The sequence below is a fragment of the Acidovorax sp. HDW3 genome, from assembly GCF_011303755.1.
Taxonomy (GTDB): domain Bacteria; phylum Pseudomonadota; class Gammaproteobacteria; order Burkholderiales; family Burkholderiaceae_C; genus Paenacidovorax.
The window spans coordinates 3114437-3131008 of the sequence record NZ_CP049885.1; the positions used below are offsets into that span (position 1 = coordinate 3114437).

Sequence of the window (16572 nt, forward strand, 5' to 3'; positions counted from 1 at the left end):
TCGTAGGCCGTGCCTAAAACTTAGGCACGGCCTTGCTTTTTAGGGGTATTTCAGCGACACTAGCGGGCTCAGTTTCGGGGGTAAACCCCTACCGAAAGGTGTCGTTCATGCTCCAGGCTGTAGCCACCCACAAGCTGCGCACCGCTGTTGCCTGTGCCCTGGCTGCGCTGTCCTTGCTGGCACCGTTGCCAGCCCCGGCGCGAGGCCCTGGGCCTGCCGAGGCGCCCGTATCCAGTGTCGCCTTGGCCGACTTGCCATCCCAGGGGCGTGAAACCTACGCGCTGATCCGCGCCGGTGGCCCTTTCCCGTTCGAGAAAGACGGGGTGGTGTTTTTCAACCGCGAACGCCTGCTGCCAAAACAACCCCGGGGCTATTGGCGCGAGTACACCGTCAAAACCCCTGGTGTACGCCATCGGGGCGCGCGGCGCATCGTCTGCGGCGGTGTGCCGCGTACGCCAGACACCTGCTACTACAGCAACGACCATTACGCCAGCTTCAAGGAAATTCAGCCATGACACTGGACAAGAGCACCAACGACCTGCATCCTGCACTCGATTGTTTTCTGGCCCCGCCCATGGGCCGCATCGACCAAGAAAGAACCACGGAGATGCCTTCGCCACTTCGTTCTGCCAGCGAGCACCCCATGCGCGGGGTGCGCAGCAACATCGTGCAGTCCATTCGTGCTTACCGCACCGAGGAACTGATGGCCGCCGCCCACCACCTGGGCCAGCATTTTTTGTACGCCAACCTGGCGCACGCGCTCACCAAACAAGATGTGCTGGAGCTCATTGCCACCCAGTTCTTGTTCCCGGCACATTTCGGCAAAAATTTTGATGCGCTCTACGACTGCCTGACCGACCCGCTGCACCGCGCCGGCCCGCAGCCGGGGTTCATCGTCGTGCTCGACCAGATTCCGGCCACCGTCAAGTTCGACAAGGAAGCGCGCGAGCAGCTGCTCGACATCTTCCGCGACGCGGCCGACTACTGGGCCGAGCGCAAGATCGCGTTTCGCTGCTTCTATTCTTTTCTGTAGCCCGTTCTGCATCCGCTGGCCAAGCGGAGCGGGCTGCCCCGGCTGTGCGTGCCGCCACCGCTGCGGTGGCCGCCCCGTCCGACATTTCTGCTGATATCTCTGCCGTGGCGCTGGGCCTGAGCAGCCCCTTCAACGCCAGTTATTGGCTCTCAGCCGCCTGATGGGGCAGGCGTGCTTGGCGCCGGCCCCAGGGCTTGCGCCAATGCCACGTACTCGGTCACCGGCACTTCTTCGGCGCGCCGCTGCAGGTCAAACGCGCCGCCAAAGCCCTGCGTTTCAAGCCAGCGTCCAAGGCTGTGGCGCAGCAGCTTGCGCCGCTGGCTGAAGGCCACCTGCACCATCTCTTCGAGCCGACGCACGTCCAGCGGCGCCGGCGCTGCGTGCGGCACCATGCGCACCACGGCGCTATCGACGCGCGGCGGCGGGTCAAAGCTCTCTGGCGGCACGAACAGCACGTTCTCCATGGCGTAGCGCCACTGCAGCATCACCGACAGGCGGCCATAGTCGCTCGTGGCGGGCTGCGCCACCATGCGGTCGATGACCTCTTTTTGCAGCATGAAGTGCTGGTCCTGCACCCAGTCCACGTACGGCAGCAGGTGGAACAGGATGGGCGTGGAGATGTTGTACGGCAGGTTTCCAGCTACTCTTATTTTTGTAGCGCCTAGCGCTTGTGCCAGCTGCGCAAAATCGACTTTGAGCACATCGGATTCGACGACGTTGAGCTGGCCGTGCAGGCGCAGACGCAGCGCCAGGTCGCGGTCGAGTTCGATCACCGTCAGGCGCCCCAGGCGCTCGACCAGGGGTTGGGTCAGGGCGGCCAGGCCGGGGCCGATCTCGACCATGGGCTCGCCCGCCTGCGGGGCGATGGCGTGCACGATGGCATCGATGATGCCGCCGTCGCTCAGAAAATGCTGGCCGAAGCGCTTGCGTGGGATGTGCTTCATTGCGGCGGCTCGCGGTATTCGACGTAGGCGCGCGCGCGCTGCTCCTGCGTCCAGGTGCTGTAGGCGTCGTCGAGCTTTTTCTCGCGCACCGCATCGCGGGCGATTTCGCGCTGCTCGCGGGCCGTGAGCGGTACCTCGCGGCGCTCGACCAGCTCGATCAGGTGCACACCAAAGCGCGAGACCACGGGCGCGCTCACCTGCCCCGGCTGCAGTGCGGCCACGGCCTGCTCGAACTCGGGCACGTAGCGCCCGGGCGTGGCCCAGCCCAGGTCACCGCCCTGGGCGGCGCTGCCGTCTTGCGAATGCTCGCGCGCCAGGGCCTCGAAGGTGGCCTGGCCGGCTTCGAGGCGGCGGCGGTAGTCGGCCAGCTGCTTGGCGGCGGCGGCTTCGTTCAGATTGGCGCTGGTGCGCAGCAGGATGTGGCGCACATGGTTTTGCGTCACCATGGCCGGCATCCCGGCGCTGCTGCGCTCTATCACCTTGAGCACGTGAAAGCCCGCGCCCGAGCGCAGCGGGCCGACGATGCCGCCCACCGGCACTTTGCGCAGCGCGTCGATGAACAGCTCGGGGTAGCGGTCGGTGGGGCGCAGGCCCAGGCTGCCGCCGTTTTTACCCTCGGGGGCGTCAGAGAACTCGCGCGCCAGGGCGGCAAAGTCGGCACCGGGCCGGCGGGCTTTTTCCAGCGCCTCTTGCGCCCGCGCCTGCGCGGCATCGACCTGCGCGGCGCTGGGGTTGTCCGGCAGCGCCACCAGGATGTGGCCCAGGTTGATGGCCAGCTGCGCGGGCGCGGCGTCCTGGCCTTGCTGCTCGCGCAGGTATTGCTCGACTTCGACCTCGCTCACGCGCACGCGCGCTTCGAGTTCGCGCTCGCGCAGGCGCTGCACCAGCATCTGGTTGCGCAGCTCGTCGCGAAAGCGCTTGGGGTCCATGCCTTCGGCGCGCATACGCTGGTGCATCTGCGCCACGCTGAGCTGGTTTTGCCGCGCCACGCTTTGCTCGGCCTGATCGACGGCGTAGTCATCGACGCGCACGCCGGTTTCCACGGCCTGTTGCTGCAGGATTTTTTCCAGGATCAGGCGTTCGAGCACCTCACGCACGAGCAGGTCTTGTGCCGGCAGGGGCTGGCCCTGGCTGCTCAAGGTTTGTGCCACGCGGGCGACGCGGGCCTTGACCTCGTTGTTGGTCAGGGGCTCGGAGTTGACGATGGCGACGATGTAGTCGGCCTGGCGGATGCCGGGCACGGCGGCTGCGGCTTCGGCGGCCTGGGTGGCGGCCGGGCTGATGTTTGGCTGGCTGCGCGTGAGCGACGGGCCGGCGCTGGCGCCGCTGGTGTTGCCCAGGCGCATTTTTTGCGCGTGGGCGAGGGGGCTGGCCAGGCCGCCGGCAAGGCCCAGGCAGACAAGGCCCAGGGCAAGGGCTCGTTGGTTCATGGTGTGCATCCTGTGATGGACCTTAGTCGTATTGGCCAAAACGGCTCGGGCTGCTGACCTGCTGGCGCAGGTACTGGTAGCGGGGAATGTTCTGCTGCAGCGTGGACAGGGGGTTGGAGCCCAGACTCACGCGCGTGAAGCCGACGAATTCGAGCTGCAGCAGCAGCCGCGTGTTGGTCTGGGTAAAGCCGCTTTGCAGGCGTTCGACCACGACGCGGCCGATCCAGCAGCAGCTGTCGTATTCCAAACCGACGATGCCGTCCACCAGTTTTTTATCGCGCGTGCTGTAGTTCAGGCGACCGACGCTGTACCAGCGCCCACCGCCCTGGCCCCGGCCCGCGCCCAGGTCTCGGCCCCGGTCGCCCCAGAGGTCGTTGAGCGGCCATTGCCAGCCCACGTCCACCTGCTCGCTGACGTCGCGCTGCAGGCGGTAGGCGGCGCTGATGGTGCGGTAGTTGCTCGGGCTGTAGCGCGCGCCCACGGTCGAGCGGATGGACTGCCCCTCTTTGGGGCTGTACTGCACGGTGCTGTCCAGGCTCCAGCTGCGCGTCCAGTTGATGCCCGCGCCCAGCAGCAGGTCCGACAGGCGCTCGTCGCGCGGCAGCTGGCCCGGCAGGGTCACGCGCTGGTCGGAAAAGCGCACGCGCTGGGCGATGCCCAGGCGCAGCACTTCGGCGCCGTCGGCCTCATCGAGCAGGCGCGAGGTCAGGCCCAGCGTCAGCAGGTTGTTGTCCGCCAGGCGGTCGTGGCCGGTGAAGGAGTTTTCGGTGAAGACGGTGGCAAAGTTGAAGTCGTTGGCCGCCGTGTCGTACAGCGGCAGCATCGACTGGTCGCGGTACGGCGTATAGGTGTAGAAGGCGCGCGGCTCCAGCGTCTGGATGAAGCTGCGCCCGAGGTAGCTGGCGTCGCGCTCAAAAAACAGGCCGCTGTCGAGGCTGAAAGTGGGCAGCACGCGGCTGACGTTGCGCTGCCCGCCCAGGGCCAGGTCCTGGTCGAATTCGTACTGCGCGGCGTGCAGCTGCGCACGCGGCGTGACGTAGCCCCAGGGGGCCAGAAAGGGCCGGCTGACCTGCGCCTGGGCGTAGCTGCGCTGGGCGTTGGGCTGGTGGGTGAGCAGGCGGTCGGCCTGAAAGCGGGTGGTGTCGAGCTCGACGCTGGTGTCCACGCTGCTGCCCAGGCTCCAGGGCTGCCAGCGCCAGGTCAGCTGTGGCAAACGGTCGTAGGGCGGGACGATGGGTGCGGCCACGTCCTGCAGCGTCTGCCAGCGCAGCGAGCGCGCCAGCACCGAGACGTCGCCGCGCGCCCAGCCGAGGGTGACGTCGTTGGGCAGCAGGCGCTGCGTCAGCTGGGTATCGACGGCGCCGAACACGCCCCGGCGCGGGAAGTCGCGCCAGTAGTCGTCGTCACTCACGCGGTTGAGGTTCACGCCCAGGCCGAGGCCGCCAATGGGGCTGTCCAGGAGGGCGTTGTGCTGTGCGGCGTAGCTCCAGCGGTTGCTGCCAGCGAGTTTGTCGCTCGGCAGCACGCTGGCGCTGAGTTTGCCGCTGTAGCTCGGTTCGAGGTAACGGAACTCGCCGCCCAGGTTCAGCCCCCGGCGCGCCATCCACATCGGCGTGATGGTGGCGTCGCGGTTGGGGGCGATGTCCCAGTAGTAAGGCAGCGCCAGGGTTGGGCCGTTGCGGCTGTCCACGGGCACGATGGTGGGTGGCAGCAGACCGGATTTGCGCCGGTCCGACAGCGGAAAGCTCAGGCGCGGGATGGGCGGCAGGCTCAGGCCCATGAACTGCACGCGCGCGTATTCGGCCACGCCGATGTCGGCCTCGGTATCGAGGTGGATGCGCTCGGCGCGGATCTGCCAGTCGGGCGTCCAGTTGGCCTCGTCGCCCTTTTGGCAGGTGGTGTAGGTGCCGTTGTGCACCAGGGTGCGGTCGGGGTCGAGAAAATCGGCGCGCGTCGATTGGCCGTGGCCCTGGGTGGCCAGGAACTGGTAGCTGGCAGCGTCGAACTCGCCGGTGAAAGCCTCGACGCGCAGATCGAGCTGCGTGCCTTCGTAGATGTTGCCGGCGCGGTTGAGGCGCACATGGCCGCGCGCCTTGGCCAGGTCGTCGGCCGACCAGTATTCGAGCCGGTCGGCGCGGATGACGGTATCGCCCCGGCGCAGTTCGGCGTCACCCTCCACGCTGGTTTGCACGTCCACCTGGCCCTCGATGCGCTCGCCGCGCACGAACACTGGCAGCTGTGGGCGCACGGTGGGGGCGATTTTTTCTTGCAGCAGCGGGCTCGGGCGCAGCGCCGGTGCACCCTCGGCCAGCTGCGCCCCGGCGGGCAGCGCCCAGGCCGCAGCCAGCGCCAGCAGCAGGGCGCGGGGCGTGAACCGGGGGCAGGATGGGGGTGGCAGACAGGCGGGCACGGTGGCAAACAGGCGGGGCGGGGTCGGCAACACAGAGGGCGGCTGCCGGTGCAAGCAGCCAGCAGCAGGGGCGATTTGTAGAATCCCGGATTATCCATGAGTACCTTGAGCCCCCAAGCCCCCACCGCCAGCGCCCTGACCTGGCCCACCCCCGAACGCGCCGCCGCCTGCGCCCAGTGGCTCGCCACCCTGGTCCCCGCGCATGGCCTGCGCCCCGAAACCCTGCGCCTGGCCAGCGCCGACGCCAGCTTTCGCCGCTACCTGCGCCTCGATACCCAGGAGGGGCGCACGCTGATCGTCATGGACGCGCCGCCGGCGCAAGAAAACTGCCGCCCCTTCGTGCAGGTGCAGGCGCTGCTGCAGGCCGCCGGCCTGCCGGTGCCCGCCATCCTGGCCTGGGACGAGGCGCAGGGCTTCATGCTGCTGTCCGACCTGGGCGCGCACACGGCCATCAGCGCGCTGCAGCCCGAGCGCCCGCAAGAGGCCGCGCCGCTGTACCGCCAGGCCAGCGACCTGCTGCTGCAGCTGCAGCAGCGCGCCTGCGCCGACAGCCTGCCGGCTTACGACGAGGCCCTGCTGCGGCGCGAGCTGCAGCTGTTTCCCGACTGGTACGTGGCGCAGCACCGCCAGGTGCGCCTGGACGAGGCGCAGCAAGCGAGCCTGGCGCAGGTCTACAGCCAGATCGTGGCGCACAACCTGGCCGTGCCCAGCGTCTTCGTGCACCGCGACTTCATGCTGCGTAACCTCATGCTCGGCACGCCGGATGTGCCCCTGGGCCTGCTCGATTTTCAGGACGCGGTGCGCGGCCCCATCACCTACGACATTGCCAGCTTGCTGCGTGACGCCTTCATCAGCTGGGAAGAAGATTTCATCATCGACATCGCCGTGCGCTACTGGGAAAAAGCGCGCAAGGCCGGCCTGCTGGGTGCGACCAGCAGCAGTGGCTGGGGCGCTGACTTTGGCGAGTTCTACCGCGCCGTCGAATGGATGGGGCTGCAGCGCCACCTGAAAGTGGCCGGCATTTTTGCCCGCCTGACGCTGCGCGACGGCAAGCCCAAATACCTGGCGGATGCGCCGCGCTTCATCGCCTACATCCGCGCCACCTGCGCGCGCTACCGCGAGCTGGCGCCGCTCTTGCGCCTGGTCGATCAGATCGAAGGCAACAGCGCCCCCATGGGCTATGCCTTTGGCCGGATGTGACGAAAAGCGAGCGGTATCTTTAAGCAAAAACAGCCTGTAGCGCTTGCCAGGAAAGCGCAAGCAGCTATCAATACAATAGCAATGCCGCGTTTTTACTGCCCCCTGCCGCTGGCCAGCGGCGCTGAACTGGAGCTGCCCGAGGGCGCCGCGCGCCACGTGCAGGTGCTGCGCCTGCAACCGGGCGCGGCCATCACCTTGTTTGACGGCCAGGGCGACGAATGGCCGGCCCAGGTGCTGCACATGGGCCGCAGCAGCGTGCGCGTGCAGCTCGGCGCGCCCGAGCGCGTGGCGCGCGAGGCGGCGCGCCCCATTCACCTGCTCGCCGGCATTACGGCGGGCGAGCGCATGGAGTGGCTGATCGAAAAAGCCACCGAGCTGGGCGCCGCCAGCCTCACCCCCATCGCCGCCGAGCGCAGCGTGCTCAAGCTCAAGGGCGAGCGTGCCGACAAAAAACAGGCCCACTGGCAGGCCATCGCCATTGCCGCCTGCGAGCAATGCGGGCGCAACCGCGTGCCCACCATCCACCCCGCCGCCACGCTGGCCCAGGCCCTGGCGGCGCTGCCTGCGGTTGAGCCGGCGCAGCCGGGCCAGCGCCTGCTGCTGTCGCTGCAGGCCGATAGCAAGCCGCTGCGCCAGGCGGCGGCGCCGGGCAGCGGCGCGCTGTGGTTCCTCTCCGGCCCCGAAGGCGGCCTGGCGCCGGCCGAAGAAGCCCAGGCCCTGGCCGCTGGCTTTGCCGCCGTCACCCTGGGCCCGCGCGTGTTGCGCGCAGAAACCGCGCCGCTGGCGGCGCTGGCGGGCTTGTTGCTCGACTGATGCAGCGCGGAGTGAGCGCTTGATCAGCGCTTGGCCAGCGCCTGCGGTCCGTAGGCGCACCAGCCCGGGCGCGGGCTCTTGGTTTGCGGGTGCAGGCGGCAGGTGTCGGGGCGCTGCGCGTACACGGTGCAGCGGCGCGTGGCGGCGTCGAGCAGCTGGCAGTCGCCGCTGGCGCGCCGCGCCAGGGTGAAGAGGGCGTGCTTGTGGCTGAAGTGCGCGATCAGCCGCGCTTTTTCCAGCCGCTTGGCAATGCGGCGGATGTCCTCGTGCTCGGCCTCGAAGGCATCGACCCAGCCCAGGCGCACCAGGTCGGGCAGCCGCACCTCCAGCGGCATGGTGCAACAGTTGGCCGCGCAACTGTCGCACAGCCCGGCGCGGTAGCGCGTCCAGGTGTCGGGGCGGTCAACGTCAACGATGGCGATGTGGGTGCGCATGGGGTGGGCGGCGGTGGGCGGGCGCGCATTGTGCCCCGGGGGCAAAAACCAGATGGGCCGCTCAGCTGCCGCCGTGCCAACCGTGCAGTGCCCGCGCCACGGCAGCGGGGGCGATGAATTCCTGCTCCAACCGGCCCGCCGCCAGGCTGCGCAGGTGGGCATCGAGCGCCATCTCTTGCGCCTGCAGCCCCAGGGCAGGATGGGCGCGCACCGGCTCGGCCACGGCCTGGCCCTGGTGGGCGTCGAAGGTGGCCCTGTCCATCAACAGGGCCGTGAGCTGCGGCAGGTGCTGGCGTGCCTGGGCCAGCATCTGCAGGCCCCAGGTGTCGATGTCGCCCCAGTAGGCCACGCGGCGCTCTTGCAGCCAGGGCGCGGCCAGCCAGCCCAGGTTCAGCCCCGCGCCCAGGATGGCGATGCTGCCCGCCAACGGCTGGGGCAGCAGGTGCAGGCAGCGTTCGTTTTCCAGCAGCAGGAGGTGGCTGGCGGGCAGGGGCGTGGCCATCAACTCGCTCGCTGGCACGCGCTGGCGCGCAAAGGGCAGCAGGCCGGGCGCCAGCGGGGCGACGAGCAGCCAGTGCTCGCCCTCGGGCTGCGCGGCCAAAAAAGCGGTCAGCCCCTGGCGACTGGCTTCGCCCTCAAAACGCTCGTCCAGCAGCGCGGTGAGCAGGGCGGCGTGGCGCTCGAAGAATTTGCTGTCGTTGCCCGCCATGGGCAATGCGCGCAGTGGCCGGCCCTGGGCGCAGCCGGGCGTGAGCTGCAGGGCGATGCGGGCGGCGCTGGCGACCTGGCCCAGCGGCGTGCCCTGCCATAGCGCCAGGCGGCGCAACAGCAGGCGGTGAAAGCCCGCATCCACCTGCGCCAGCAGTTCGGCCAGCGCCTGCTGGCTGGCGGCAGCCTGCGCGCCCACGCTGCCGCCGTGCCGGGCCATGGCCGCCGCGCAGTCCGAGGGGCGCGCGAGCAGCCAGTGCGTAGGCACGGCCAGGGGCGTGCTGGCGCTGCGGTAGCGGCGCTCGCTGTAGAGCACGCTGCCGGGGTCTTGTTCGGCCACGGTGCGCCACTGCTGCAAATGCTGGCGCAGCGCGGCGCTGTCGTCATTGAACTGGCCCGCGTCCGGCGTGCCGATGGCCAGGCGCAGCGGCCAGGCAGCGCCATCGCGGGCGTTGAGCAAATACCGCTCGCGCCAGTCGGCCCGCTGCCATTGGCGCGCGAGCTGCTGTGCGAGGTGGGCGGGGGATTTCATGGGGTTTCAAAAAGGGGGATTGTCGGCGCTTGTCTTGCTCCCCCGGCGGTCTCACTCCCTCTCCCCTTGCGGGAGAGGGCTGGGGAGAGGGGGGTGAACAGGCATGGTGCGTCAAGCCAGCATCCCCCTCTCCCCCCACCCCTCCCCCGCGAGGGGGGAGGGGAGTTACAGCTGGCACGCTGATTGGGGGCCAGCGGCGTCGGTGCACATCAAGCGCCAATCATGTGCCAGCCGGCCCCCATCCCGGCCTTCCCCCAGCGGGGGAAGGAGAAAATCCACCCCTTGATGTAGGGTTGGGAATAATCAAAATTGATAGCTACTCGCGCTTGCTGTATCAGCGTTAAGGCAGAATTTTATTGCCATCTTGCAGCGCCTGCGCCTGCTGCGCCAACTCCTCCCACGTCAGCGACGCCAGCACCGCCTGCCGCCCGCGCCGGTGCACCAGCACGGCGCTGCGGGTGTGTTGGCGCAAGAGCCGCATTTCCTTGTTGGGCGTGACGAACAGTGCGTGCAGGCTGAATTCGCGCAGCGCCTGGATGATGCGCGCGGCCACGGCCTGGGAGCTTTTGGAGAAGGCCTCGTCGAGCACGATGGTGGCAAACAGCGGCTGGCTGCGCCCCTGCGGGCACAGCGCGTAGCTGAGCGACGCAGTCAGCACGTAGCTGGCGATGATTTCCTTCTCGCCGCCGCTGCCGCCTTGCGAGCCGGTGCGCCGCTCCAGCACGGCGCCGCTGTCGCGGTCGAGCACGTGCACGGCGAACTGCAGGCGGTAGCGCGCGTCCAGCAGCGCCTGCGCGGCCTTGGTGCGGCGGTTGCTGGCGTGCTCGCGCAGCAGCTCCACCATGGCCTGCAGCGCCTGGTAATGCGACTGGCCGCCGTCGCCCTGCAGGCGCTCGCTGCGCAGGTGCGCCATGGCCTTGTGCAGGGCCTGCAGGCTGGGGTGGATGACGGGCTGCGGCGCCAGTTGCAGGTAGCGCCCGCTTTGAAAGTCCACACGCGCCAGGGTTTCGTTCAGATCGGCAATGCGCTCGGTGATCTCGGTCACCTGCGCCTCGATGCCCGAGAGCAGCGTGCTCACGCCCTGGTCGGAGGCGCTGTTGAGGTAGTCCTGAAAGCGCTGGCGCTTTTCCGGCAGGGCTTCCTCCTCCAGCACGCGCAGGCGCTCCAGGTAGGGGGCGAGGGCCTCCACCTCCTGCGGCTGGTCGGCCAGCGCGCCCCGGTCTTCCTTGTGTGCGCGGCCCATCTGGCGGATCAGCTCCTGGCGCAGGGTGTTGAGCTGGGCGGCTTGCTTGTCCACCTGCGCGCTGGCCTGGGCCTGGGCCTGGCGCTCCTGGGCGTCCAGGCGCTCGCAGCTGGGCGGCTCGGCCAGCAGGGCGGCGATGGCGGCGTGGTGCGCGCTGGCGTCAGTGCCGCCCGCCGACAGGCGCTGGGCGTATTCGGCCTGGCGTGCCTGGGCGTTGTCGCGCCGGGTTTGCGTGGCGGCCTGTGCGGTTTGGTGCTGCAAGAGGGCCGCAGCGGCCGCCTGGGCCTGGGCGTGGGCGGCCTCCCAGCGGGCCTTGGCCTGGGCGGCGTCGGATTGCGGGTTGAGCAAATCGGCCAGCCGCTGCTGCAACTGCTGCAGTTGCGTGTGGACGCTGGCGCTGTCGATGGCGTCCCAGTGCAGCGCCTGCAGTTGCTGCCAGATTTGCTGCTTTTGTGCCGCCAGCGCTTGTGCAGACTGCGCGAGCAGCTTCTGTTTTTGTAGCGCATTCCACTGCTGCTCGGCAGCCGTGAGCTGCTGCGCCAGGTGCGCCAGGCGGTCGCGGTTGTCAAAGCCGGTCATCCAGTCCTGGTCGATGCGGCGCTGGTCCTGCTTGTCGAAATGCTGGGCGCGGCCAGACATCAGCCCCTCGCGCGTCATGGCGTGGGCGGTGGCGCGCAGGGCCTCGGGGCTGTCCACGCAGTGGCGGTCTTGCTCGGCGAGCAATTGGCGCAGCGTGGCCTCGTAAGCGTGGGGCTTGAGGTTGAGCTTGCGCGCGAAACCGTCTTCCATGAAACGAGCGGACGCAGCCTGCGCGCCCACCTCCAGCAGCCGCACATGCAGGCGGTTGTGCCGCTGGTTGACCCAGGCGAGTGCCGCGTCCATGGCCGCCTGCGGCACGAGGATGCGCAGGCGCTGGCTGCCCAAGGCGCGCTCGATGGCGCCGCGCCAGGCTTGCTGGTTTTTTTGCACCTCGACCAGCTCGGCGACAAAAGGCAGGTCGGGCGCATCGAGCTGCAGCTGCGCGGCCAGGTCGGCGCGGAACTGGGTGAAGTCGGGCGGCAGGTTGGAGCCAGGGCGCTGGCGCACGGCCTGCTGCTCCTGGTTCAAGGCTTGCAGTTCGGCGTGGGCGTTGCGCTCGGCGGCCACGGCCTGCTCGGCGGCGGCTTGCAGGTCGCGCTGTTCGCCTTCCAGCGCCTGCAGCGCCGGGGCGGCCTGCTGCTGGTGCGTGGCCAGGGTGTCGGCGCTCAGGGTTTCGGGGCAGGCCAGGCCCAGTTGCTGCGCCAGGCGGCGGTACTGGGCGCTGCTCTGCTGGCGCTGGGCCAGCGTGGCCTGGTGGGTGCGGATGCTGTCTTCAAGCAGCTTTACGTCGCCCCCGCCGCAGCGCAGATAGGTCTCCAGCAGGGTTTGCGCGGCCTGGTCTGCCGTGTGCTGCGCGCTGCGGGCGCTGTCGATCTGGCGCTGGCCGGCTTGCAATGCGGCGTCCAGCTCCGCCAGGCGCTCGGCCCACAGGCGCTGGCCTTGGGCGGCAAACCACTGCGGCAGCGCGGCGTGCAGCCCGCGCAACTCCTGCAGGCGCTGGTGCGCGGCCTCTTCCTGCGCGGCCAGTTCGCGCAGCGGCAGCAGGGCCAGGTACTGGCGGTTGGCCAGCTCCAGCTCGGCGTGGATGGCGGCGAGTTCGTCGAAGCTGGTCGCCACCTGCAGCGCGTCGTCAAACGCGCTGTGGTCGTCGAGCACCAGCTCGCGGAAGATGTCGTCGATGCTGTTGAGCTGTTTCAAGCCCGCCGCGCGGTTGAGCAGGGTGAAGGCGTTGGGGCCGACTTCAAAAAAGCGCTGCACGCGCGCCAGGTAGGCCGATTTGCTGGTGAAAAACTGCAGGCCGTCGCTGGCCAACTTTCCCAGGGCGCGCGCGCCGCCGGCGTGGTGTTCTTCGAGCCACAGATCCAGCCCATGGCCGGGGCCGCGCGCAAAGCACCAGCGCCGGCCCAGGTCGGCCACGCTGGAGCTGCTGCCGTCCAACCACAGGATGGCGCCCAGCCAGACTTCGTCCGCCGCTGCCGCCGCCGCCGATTCACCATCGCGCACCAGCCGTGCGGCAATGCCCGTCACGCAGCGGCCCGTGCGCGCCAGGTGCTCGCCGCTGTCGCTGCCCGGGCCCGCGCCGGGGCCGGTGGCGCCGCGCACGTAGGACACCAGATCGCGGTCGCTCTCGTGCCCGCCGGTCGATGCCAGGTTGTAGCGCGGGTTGGCGCACAGCAGCGTCATCAGCGCATCGACCAGCGTGGTCTTGCCGCTGCCCGTGGGGCCGATGATGGCGGTGTTGGCCGCGTCCACGCTGGCCTGGTGGCGGCCCGCGAACGCGCCCCAGTTGTACAGGTGCAGCTCGTGCAGGCGGTAGCCGCTCATGCGCCGCCCTCGGGGTTGCTGGCGAGTTCGCGCAGGCGCTGCAGCAGCGCCTGCAGGTTCTCGGGGTTGGCCAGGTGCACGATCATGGGGCGGATGGTGATGCGCTCTTGCGCGTCCACGTCCGACACCACGCCGTGCCCGCGCAGGTGCTCCAGCAGGGTCAAAAGGCGCTTGCGCTCCTGCATGTCGCTGCCGGTGTGGCCCAGGTAGATGCCCAGCTGCGGCAGCAGGCTGTCGATGGCCAGTTGCACCGGCACGCCCAGGCCGCCTTCTTGCTCGCGCTGCAAAAACTCGCGCCGCAAAATCGCCAGCAGCAGCGACTGCTCCAGCGTCAGCCGCTGGCGGCGCACCAGCGGGTGCGTCCAGTCGTCCTCGTCCTCGCCGGTGTTCTCGCTCTGGTAGCTGGCGGCCACGGCCACATAGGCCAGGCCCCGGTGGTCGTCCACCAACACCCGCAAATCCAGCGGCTCCAGCAGCGCATTGGCGCGTGCGGTGTCGGTGGCAATCTGGCGGAACAGGTGGGGCTTGGCAGACAGCTCCAGCAGGCCGTTTTTCAGCAGCTCCTGCAGGGCGCGGCGCACGATGGCGGGGGTGGCGGGGCCGTGTTCTGGCGCGGGGCTGGCGGCGGGGGCCTCTTCGCCCGTGGGGCCATCAGGGGCCGTCACTGGGGCCGTGGCGGGGGCGGCGCTGGCCCATTGGTCGAAGAGGTTGGGGGGCATGGTGTTGGGTGTGTTTTTGGATGTTTTTGGCTGCTGGCCCTTACTGGTCAAGCGCGAGCAGCTATGGTTTTTGTAGTTTGAAATGGCGGTTGCATGTCACCAATCCGCATCGACCGCCCCCACCGCCTGCGCCGACAGCAGCACACGCGGCACCGTAAAGCGCCAATCCTGGCCCTGAAAGCGGGTGGTGATCTGCTCCGTCGCCCCGGCCTCGAAGGTGGCGCCGCTTTCCTGCGCCAGCGCCAGCCACAGGGCCAGGGTTTCCAGGTCGTGTTCGCCGGGCGGCAGCACTTCAGCCAGCGCGGCCAGGGTCAGGGGCTGGTCGCTGTGCTGTAGCGCCTGCAGGGTCTGGCGCAGCAGGGCTTCGCGGTCCAGGCCCTCGAAGGCTTGCCAGAACTCGGCGTCCATCTGCGCCAGGTCGGCGTATTGCGTGGCCAGCAGTAATTCGGATTCACCGCCGCCGCCTTGCGACTTGGTGCGCAGGCGCTCGATCAGCGGCAGGTTGGCCAGCGCCACGCCCAGGGGCGGCAGCGGCGCGGCCTGGCGGCGCACGGCCTGGCGCTGCCAATCGACTTCCAGCGCCTGCTGCAGGATGTCGCCCAGCAGCTGGCCGACGCGCTGGTTTTCCACCGCCTGGCCGGTTTTCATGAACTGGCTGACTTCGCGCTCGCTGCGTGCGCGCACGGCCTGCACCACCTTGGCCTCGGCAATGAGCTGCTGCACCAGCAGGCGCAGTTCGCTGCGCTGCAGGTCGTCGAGCGCCTGGCCGCTGGCCGGGTGCGCGACGATGGCGCGGATGCGCACGCGCATCTCGGCCAGCTCGCCCTGGTGGTCGAGCTGCTGCTGAAAGCTCTCGAACACGCGGCCTTCCTGGGTATTGAGCAGCGCGGCGTGGCCGCCCAGGAGCCGCTCCATGACCGCGCCCCGGTGGTGCTGGGCGCTCAAAATCGCCTGGCGCAGCGCGCGGTCGGCCTCGCGCCACGAATCCTCCACGCGGCGAAAGTCGGCGCGCAGGCTGGTGGCCAGGGCATAGACCTCGCGGATGCCCTCCACCGCCTGCGCCTCGGTGAGCAGCGGCAGGCGCCCGGCCTGCACGTCTTCGAGCTGCTGCTGCAGGTCCTTGATGCGCCGCTGCAGGTGCTCGGCGCGGCTGTGCGGGTTGGGGTCGAGCGCGGCGGCCAGGTTGTCGATCTCGCGCTGCACCACCGCCAGACGCGAGGCGGTGGAGGTCATCATGCGCTGGTCGAGCTGCGCCACGAAGCGCATCGCGGTCTTGAGCGCATCCGTCTCGTGCACGCGGCCCTCGCGCTCGGTGACCAGGCCGCGCCTGATCCACTCGCGCAGCTCGCGCCGCGCCTGGGCCAGCAGGTCGGCGGGCTCGATCTCGTACTCGGGCTGGTTGGCGTGCGCGCCCAGCAGATCGGCCAGCGCCTGCACGGCGGTATCAAAGGCCACGCCGCCGGGCTGGTGCTCAAACAGGGCTTCGAGCCCGCTCAACATCAGCGGTGCCCGGCGCGAGGCCAACAGCAGCCAGGCCGGGTGCTGCTGGCGCGCGGCGATGTATTTTTGCGTGCGCTGCTGGGGGAGGGTGGGCATGGGCGGGGAGACCAACCGAGGGGGCAAAAAGTGGCGTCAGGTTTTTTTCTTGCTGCTGATTTTCTTTTGTGCTGTTTTGATGGTCTCTAGATAAACCGTTTCTACCTCAGAGGGTTGGTCGGCCAGCCGGGCACGAAACTTGTCGTATTCGGTTTCTGCGTGCGCCACCGCTTGCTGGTGGCCCACCGTGCCAGCACCTTGCAAGGATTTGCCTCCCATGGCGGCGATCATTTGTTCCAGGTGTGCGAGCCAATCCTTCATGCAGGTGGGTTCGTGGTTCATGGCACGGAATTCGGCAGCGTCGAAATAGGCCGAGACCAGCGTATTCAGGCGCTTGAGTTCATTGGCATCCAGGTAATTTTTGGCGTTGCTCACCTCGGCTTTGGTGGGCTGTGGCCCGCTGAATGAGAGCAGGCCCATGAAGGGTTTCCCGGCATCGGCACGCTGTCTAATGACTTCTGCCGCCGTTTGGCCGTGGGCGGCATAGTGCAATTTGTTCTGCACAGTTTTGAAGAACACGATGCTGGCTTGCGCTTTCGGGTCGTAATCGATGCTGGTCGCGTAGAGGTCAAGAACCTGGCGGTAGAGCACCTTTTCGCTGGAACGAATGTCGCGGATGCGATCGAGCAGCTCTTTCCAGTAGCTGCCTGCGCCCAGGTTTTTCAGGCGGGCATCGTCCATGGTGAAGCCCTTGACCAGGTATTCACGTAGGCGTTCGGTGGCCCAGATGCGAAAGCGGGTAGCGATTTGCGAGCGAACCCGATAACCCAGCGAAATGATCAGATCCAGGTTGTAAAAGGGCAGCGTGCGGCTGACTTGGCGACTGCCCTCGGTGCGAACCTGTCGGAATTCCCGACAGGTTGCCTCCGGGCTTAATTCGGCTTCGGCGTAGATGTTGGCAATGTGTTCTACAACATTCGTACGCGATGTTTGAAACAGATCGGCCAGTTGTTGTTGACTTAGCCAAACGGTGTCGCCATCGAGGCGCACGTCGATAGCGGGAGCATCACCCCGTAGGTACAGGACGATTTCGCCGTCAGGCTGTTCGCTCATGTTGATTGCCTTTCCATCAGAGATGGGCCAACACGTTCAGGTGACAAAGCCAAT

13 protein-coding genes are annotated in these 16572 nt (G+C 68.5%); 4 read left to right on the forward strand and 9 right to left on the reverse strand.

From position 1 onward, the window contains the following. Positions 1-107 precede the first annotated feature (107 nt). Positions 108-515: a ribonuclease domain-containing protein gene (locus G7045_RS14440; protein WP_166160272.1), complete on the forward strand. Its 408-nt coding sequence runs from the start codon at positions 108-110 to the stop codon at positions 513-515. A 92-nt stretch (positions 516-607) separates the two neighbouring features. Next, positions 608-1033: a barstar family protein gene (locus G7045_RS14445; protein ID WP_166160482.1), complete on the forward strand. Its 426-nt coding sequence runs from the start codon at positions 608-610 to the stop codon at positions 1031-1033. Between the two features lie 149 nt (positions 1034-1182). Here G7045_RS14445 and rsmA read toward each other — a convergent pair whose 3' ends face one another. Genes rsmA through G7045_RS14460 form a run of 3 tightly spaced genes read right to left on the reverse strand, consistent with a single transcriptional unit; the run spans position 1183 to position 5850 of the window. Then, the gene (gene rsmA / locus G7045_RS14450) at positions 1183-1977 is read right to left on the reverse strand and encodes a 16S rRNA (adenine(1518)-N(6)/adenine(1519)-N(6))-dimethyltransferase RsmA (protein ID WP_166160273.1); all 795 of its coding nucleotides are present in this window, start codon (positions 1975-1977) and stop codon (positions 1183-1185) included. Then, positions 1974-3407, reverse strand: a complete 1434-nt coding sequence (locus tag G7045_RS14455) for a peptidylprolyl isomerase (RefSeq protein WP_166160274.1) — start codon at positions 3405-3407, stop codon at positions 1974-1976. The genes rsmA and G7045_RS14455 overlap by 4 nt, the downstream gene beginning before the upstream one ends. Positions 3408-3429: 22 nt before the next feature. Then, positions 3430-5850: an LPS-assembly protein LptD gene (locus G7045_RS14460; protein ID WP_166160275.1), complete on the reverse strand. Its 2421-nt coding sequence runs from the start codon at positions 5848-5850 to the stop codon at positions 3430-3432. Between the two features lie 63 nt (positions 5851-5913). On the opposite strand from G7045_RS14460, the gene G7045_RS14465 reads away from it, so the two are divergent. Both G7045_RS14465 and G7045_RS14470 read left to right on the forward strand, forming a co-directional pair. Then, the gene (locus G7045_RS14465) at positions 5914-7017 is read left to right on the forward strand and encodes an aminoglycoside phosphotransferase family protein (protein WP_166160276.1); all 1104 of its coding nucleotides are present in this window, start codon (positions 5914-5916) and stop codon (positions 7015-7017) included. Between the two features lie 81 nt (positions 7018-7098). Continuing rightward, a complete protein-coding gene (locus tag G7045_RS14470; RefSeq protein ID WP_166160277.1) occupies positions 7099-7830 on the forward strand; it encodes a 16S rRNA (uracil(1498)-N(3))-methyltransferase in 732 nt (243 codons plus the stop codon). Between the two features lie 23 nt (positions 7831-7853). Here the strand turns inward: G7045_RS14470 and G7045_RS14475 are convergent, their stop codons facing one another. The 6 genes from G7045_RS14475 to G7045_RS14500 all read right to left on the reverse strand — a co-directional run bounded on the left by G7045_RS14475 (position 7854) and on the right by G7045_RS14500 (position 16518). Next, on the reverse strand, positions 7854-8264 hold the full coding sequence (locus tag G7045_RS14475; protein ID WP_166160278.1) for a YkgJ family cysteine cluster protein: 411 nt from the start codon (positions 8262-8264) through the stop codon (positions 7854-7856). 61 nt (positions 8265-8325) lie between these two features. Next, a complete protein-coding gene (locus G7045_RS14480) occupies positions 8326-9504 on the reverse strand; it encodes a Wadjet anti-phage system protein JetD domain-containing protein (RefSeq protein WP_166160279.1) in 1179 nt (392 codons plus the stop codon). A gap of 340 nt (positions 9505-9844) precedes the next feature. Beyond that, complete coding sequence (locus G7045_RS14485) at positions 9845-13150, reverse strand: ATP-binding protein (RefSeq protein WP_166160280.1); 3306 nt, start codon at positions 13148-13150, stop codon at positions 9845-9847. Continuing rightward, positions 13147-13869 (reverse strand): DUF4194 domain-containing protein, encoded by a 723-nt coding sequence (locus tag G7045_RS14490; RefSeq protein ID WP_166160281.1) that lies wholly within the window; start codon positions 13867-13869, stop codon positions 13147-13149. Before G7045_RS14490 ends, G7045_RS14485 begins: the two co-directional genes overlap by 4 nt. Before the next feature lie 96 nt (positions 13870-13965). Beyond that, positions 13966-15465 (reverse strand): DUF3375 domain-containing protein, encoded by a 1500-nt coding sequence (locus tag G7045_RS14495; RefSeq protein ID WP_166160282.1) that lies wholly within the window; start codon positions 15463-15465, stop codon positions 13966-13968. A gap of 36 nt (positions 15466-15501) precedes the next feature. Continuing rightward, positions 15502-16518, reverse strand: coding sequence for a virulence RhuM family protein (locus G7045_RS14500; RefSeq protein ID WP_166160283.1), 1017 nt, complete (start codon positions 16516-16518; stop codon positions 15502-15504). Positions 16519-16572 lie beyond the last annotated feature (54 nt).

Bases quoted from the DNA above. Each gene is read 5' to 3' on its own strand.
- G7045_RS14440 (WP_166160272.1), top strand. From the start codon at position 108: ATGCTCCAGGCTGTAGCCACCCACAAGCTGCGCACCGCTGTTGCCTGT.
- G7045_RS14445 (WP_166160482.1), top strand. From the start codon at position 608: ATGCCTTCGCCACTTCGTTCTGCCAGCGAGCACCCCATGCGCGGGGTG.
- rsmA (WP_166160273.1), bottom strand. From the start codon at position 1,977: ATGAAGCACATCCCACGCAAGCGCTTCGGCCAGCATTTTCTGAGCGAC.
- G7045_RS14455 (WP_166160274.1), bottom strand. From the start codon at position 3,407: ATGAACCAACGAGCCCTTGCCCTGGGCCTTGTCTGCCTGGGCCTTGCC.
- G7045_RS14465 (WP_166160276.1), top strand. From the start codon at position 5,914: ATGAGTACCTTGAGCCCCCAAGCCCCCACCGCCAGCGCCCTGACCTGG.
- G7045_RS14470 (WP_166160277.1), top strand. From the start codon at position 7,099: ATGCCGCGTTTTTACTGCCCCCTGCCGCTGGCCAGCGGCGCTGAACTG.
- G7045_RS14475 (WP_166160278.1), bottom strand. From the start codon at position 8,264: ATGCGCACCCACATCGCCATCGTTGACGTTGACCGCCCCGACACCTGG.
- G7045_RS14480 (WP_166160279.1), bottom strand. From the start codon at position 9,504: ATGAAATCCCCCGCCCACCTCGCACAGCAGCTCGCGCGCCAATGGCAG.
- G7045_RS14485 (WP_166160280.1), bottom strand. From the start codon at position 13,150: ATGAGCGGCTACCGCCTGCACGAGCTGCACCTGTACAACTGGGGCGCG.
- G7045_RS14490 (WP_166160281.1), bottom strand. From the start codon at position 13,869: ATGCCCCCCAACCTCTTCGACCAATGGGCCAGCGCCGCCCCCGCCACG.
- G7045_RS14495 (WP_166160282.1), bottom strand. From the start codon at position 15,465: ATGCCCACCCTCCCCCAGCAGCGCACGCAAAAATACATCGCCGCGCGC.
- G7045_RS14500 (WP_166160283.1), bottom strand. From the start codon at position 16,518: ATGAGCGAACAGCCTGACGGCGAAATCGTCCTGTACCTACGGGGTGAT.